Here is a 4,126-nt window from a genome sequence, read left to right on the forward strand (position 1 = left end):
CAGCACCTCCCCCACAATCCGGGCCGACTTCTTGTAAGGCGCGTTCGAACGCAGGCCCATCTCGTGCATCACATACAGGATGCGCCGCTGCACCGGCTTCAGCCCATCCCGCACATCCGGCAGCGCCCGCGCCACAATCACACTCATGGCATAAGAAAGATAGGCCTGCTGCACTTCCTCCTGGATCTCCACCTGTTGAACTCGCTCGACAGCCATCTTGCCTCCTGAGAGCATGGATCGAATCAAGAATGAGTTTACCCGGTTCTGTTGTAAATTGGAGTTTGGCAAGCAGGCATCCACCAAGCCCCATGAGCCTTCTACCGCTTAGAAGGCCAGCCCCTTCCCCTTTCCCTCCTCCCCACCACCCTAAGGACCGTGGAATGGGGGTAAATTGAATATCATAGGGGCGGGCGAGGCCGCCTTCGGGGGCCCGCACAAAAATCATGGTAATGATAGGAGTTACGCAGACGACCCCAAGGGCCATAGGGAGGGGGTAAAAGACTTCTTTGGGGGCGGGGCTCCCAAAGGAAGCCAACTGCGCAATTATTGTATTCCCCAAGAAGCCAGGGGATCACCTTTTCGGGATCGAAACCCAACGGGGAAAACGATCGCGTCTTCCCAACCGAACGGGCCCGTTGCAGCCCCAGGGGGATCCCTCGAGAGGCCCCCGCTCCCCACGCCCCTTGTCCACTGGCGAGGGGGCGCTTCGAGGGCAACCCCTCGATGGGCCTCCCGGGGATCGCGGACGCTCCGACCGCGCCGCGATGCCGCCGGGATCGCCTCCTGGAGAGGGCGGCCTGTCGGTTCCCGCCGATCGCCCATCCCCAAGGCCCCGTAGGGGCGAAAGATGTTTCGCCCCTACGGGGCCATCGGGCAAGCCCTCCTTCACGAACTTCGACCCCTTTCATCATCGATCATCACTGAAATTGCCCACTACCGGGGATGCGGAAGGATAAGGCCCTTCTTCCTCTTCAGCCGGACGAACTCTGAGGTTCAGGCGATGCCAAACGATCGAACACCGGAACTGGAAGGCCTGGACCCCCAGGCCCCTCCGCAATGGCGCTGGGTCCATCGGGCTCGCCCTGGGGCGCAACGCATCGGGGTCTTATCGGCGTCCTTCAATCCTCCCACCCGGGCCCACATCGCCCTGATGGAGACCGCCCAGGAATCCTTCCGTCTTGAAGAAAGCGTGCTCCTGCTCGCCATCACCCATGTGGAGAAGCCGCTCACCGGGTTCAGGTTGAGGGAACGGTTGGAGATGCTGCGGGCCATCGCCCAAGGGCGCCCGGGATGGAGCGTGGCCCTCTGTAACCGGGCCCGCTTCTTCGAGAAGGCCCGGGCGCTTCGGGAGGCCGTGGGGGAGAGGCCGGAGCTTTTCTTCATCGTAGGCGGCGACACGATCGTTCGGCTATTTGATCCCCGCTATTATCCGGATATCCCGATGGAATCCGCTTTGGAGCAGTTCTTCCAGATCGCTCGCTTGCTGGTGGCCCCTCGTCTGCCGTGGGATCGACCATCTCTGGAAGCCTTCCTGCAAGATCCGTCGCGGGAAACGTATCGGGAACGGATCGATTTCCTATCCCTCGACCCTGCCCTCACGGAGCTCTCCTCCTCCCAAGTCCGCCAGCGTCTGGCCCGAGGGGAGCCCGTGGACGCCTGGATTCCCCCGGAGATCCTTCCCTGGCTGGCTGAACCCGGCGGACGGCTGGATCGGGAATGCTCCGATGGATGAAGCGAGCGGCTGACAGATGCTCACTGGCATGGGGAACCGGCTGAGGCAGACATTCGATTCGTAGGGATTTTCGGGCGGGCAAGGCCGCCGAAGATGGCCTTTCCCGCCCGAGGCATCTATCCCCACCCCTGAAGCCCAAGGGCCTCGGGGAGGGCCCATCGACGCAGGATCCTCCGTCCGGCAGCGGTGGAGGACGGCCCAGGAAACGAGAGGCCAAGATGGTCGGTTGCGGGATCTTCAAGCGCCACCAGACTTTTATCCTATTCAGGCTGGCGAACTTGTTGCTATGACGAAAGGGCAGAATACTCTGACTTCTAACCCCTTGGAGACGGGATACAAAAGCGAGGGCAGGCCCATGGGCCTGCCCCTACCCTCGGGGTTGCCCTTATAGGCACCGCCGCGTCGGCGTGGCCGGGAAAAGTTGACCGCTGGCCGCCGCCTTCTATAATCCGGGGAAGGAAGATACGGGGCTCTCGGGTCCTGCGAATCCCAAGCCATAGAGGCGAGACTTTCCATGGCTTTTCCCATCGGATGGGAAGAACCCAGGAGTCCTTTCTGCCGCTTGCTCAAAGGCCGGGTGGATCTCTACCACGTGCCATTCAGCGAGCGGTCCTCCCGCATGATGATTTTCGCGGAGGATCTGCGCCTGGGGGTGCCCGGGCTGTTCATCAAGCTGGCGGAGCGCTGGGAGAAGCAACAGGAGAAATTCGGGGATTATCGCCAGCGTCGGCCGATCGTTGAACGCCTGATGTTCCTCAGCCCGGACGGCGAGCCGCTCCCCGCCTCCTTCGTCTCCTACCCCCACGCCGTGTTCTTCCACACCCCCCGTGGGATCGTCGGGCTGACCTTCAACGACCCCGAGGCCCTTTACCTCGCCCTGCCTGCAGAGGCGATCGGGATCCAATTCATCGCCCAAGCGGAGACCGCGCGGACCGACCGTCGAGGGGGGATCCTGCGAGGGGTGCGGAACCTGGCTTACACCACCAACGCCCGCCTGCGTCTGAACCAGATCGAATCAGCCGGCCCTGGGCTGTTCCGGGTTACTTTCATTGTTGAACCGACCCCGGATGCCGCCGTTCTGCTGAACATCACACCGCGCCTCGGGTTCAACCGAACCATCCGCCCCCCCCTTCCGGTCTTTCTGGACGCAGAGACCCGCTGGCACAACTGGTTCGCGGCCGCCCCGCCGGTCCAGGAGGATCTGGCGCCCCAGTATTATTACGCTTGGTGGGTGATGCGGGCAGGATTGATCTCCCCCCGCTATTACATGACGCGGGAGGGGATGACCCCCAGCAAGATCCATTATGTGGGCGTGTGGCAGTGGGACGCGTGTTTCCACGCCCTGGCCTATCGTTACGTGGACCTGAAGCTCGCCGAGGATCAGATCCGCCTCGTTCTGGATCATCAGCGGGAAGATGGGATGGTGCCCGACGCCGTCCACGACGAAGGGCGGGTGACCCACCTCTCCGCCCCGGTGGACGCGGATGTAACCAAGCCGCCCATCACCGCCTGGGCGGCCTGGAAGATCTACGAGATGGGCGGCGATCAGGATTTCCTGGATGAGATCTATGAGCCCCTGGTGCGATGGAACCGCTGGTGGTTGGAGCGGAACGATGACGACCGGGATGGCCTCTGCCAGTATAACCACCCATACTCATCGGGGTGGGACGATTCCCCAGTGTGGGATGGGGGGATGCCGGTGGAGTCGCCGGACTTGAACACCTATCTGGTGATCCAGATGGAACACTTAGCCCGCATCGCAGAGGTGATCGGGGAGCCAGAGGACGCCACACGCTGGCGGGCGGAGGCGGAGGCACTGATCCGCCGGATGATCGATGCCATGTGGGATGAAGAAACCGGGCTGTTCTGGCCGCTGCGGGGGGAAACGCCGGTTCGCATCAAGACCCCGTTGAGCCTCTACCCTCTGCTCACCGGCCGGCTCCCCCCGGCGATGGTGGAGCGCCTGATCGCCCATCTGGTGGACCCTCGCGCCTTCTGGCCTCGCTATCCCATCCCCACGGTGGCCCTGGACGATCCGCATTACAATCCGGAGCAGATGTGGCGCGGACCTACCTGGCTGAACATCAACCGGCTGTTCATTGAGGGGTTATTCCGATGCGGATATGGAGACCTGGCCCGGGAGCTGCGGCGTCGAACCCTGGAGCTGGCGATGGGCCATCCGGACCTCTACGAGTATTATCACCCCGAAACCGGCCAGCGCCCGCCTCGGGCGGCGCCCATCTTCGGATGGACCTCCGCGGTGTTCATCGAGCTGGCGATCGAGGCCACCCGCGATCCCGAAAGGCCCAGGCGATCTCAACCCACGGCCCTGCCGCCGGGCGGAATCCCCTGATCCCCTCTGCGCGATCTTCGCCTCAGGAATCGGCTTTGTCC

General features: G+C 63.1%; 3 protein-coding genes. 2 read left to right on the plus strand and 1 reads right to left on the minus strand.

What is annotated here, in order from left to right; genetic code table 11:
- Positions 1 to 216, minus strand: a 216-nt coding sequence (locus tag NZM16_RS03785; RefSeq protein ID WP_295478659.1) for a DNA gyrase subunit A, incomplete at its 3' end; no start/stop codon positions are given.
- Between the two features lie 784 nt (positions 217 to 1,000).
- Here NZM16_RS03785 and NZM16_RS03790 point away from each other — a divergent pair.
- Both NZM16_RS03790 and NZM16_RS03795 read left to right on the plus strand, forming a co-directional pair.
- The gene (locus tag NZM16_RS03790) at positions 1,001 to 1,732 is read left to right on the plus strand and encodes a nicotinate-nicotinamide nucleotide adenylyltransferase (RefSeq protein WP_295452744.1); all 732 of its coding nucleotides are present in this window, start codon (positions 1,001 to 1,003) and stop codon (positions 1,730 to 1,732) included.
- Positions 1,733 to 2,246: 514 nt separating this feature from the next.
- Positions 2,247 to 4,085 carry a trehalase family glycosidase gene (locus tag NZM16_RS03795; protein WP_295478662.1) on the plus strand — a complete coding sequence of 613 codons (1,839 nt, stop codon included), beginning with the start codon at positions 2,247 to 2,249 and terminating at the stop codon, positions 4,083 to 4,085.
- The last annotated feature ends 41 nt before the right edge of the window (positions 4,086 to 4,126 follow it).

Origin of the sequence: Thermoflexus sp., assembly GCF_025055495.1 — a bacterium.
Lineage (GTDB): Bacteria > Chloroflexota > Anaerolineae > Thermoflexales > Thermoflexaceae > Thermoflexus.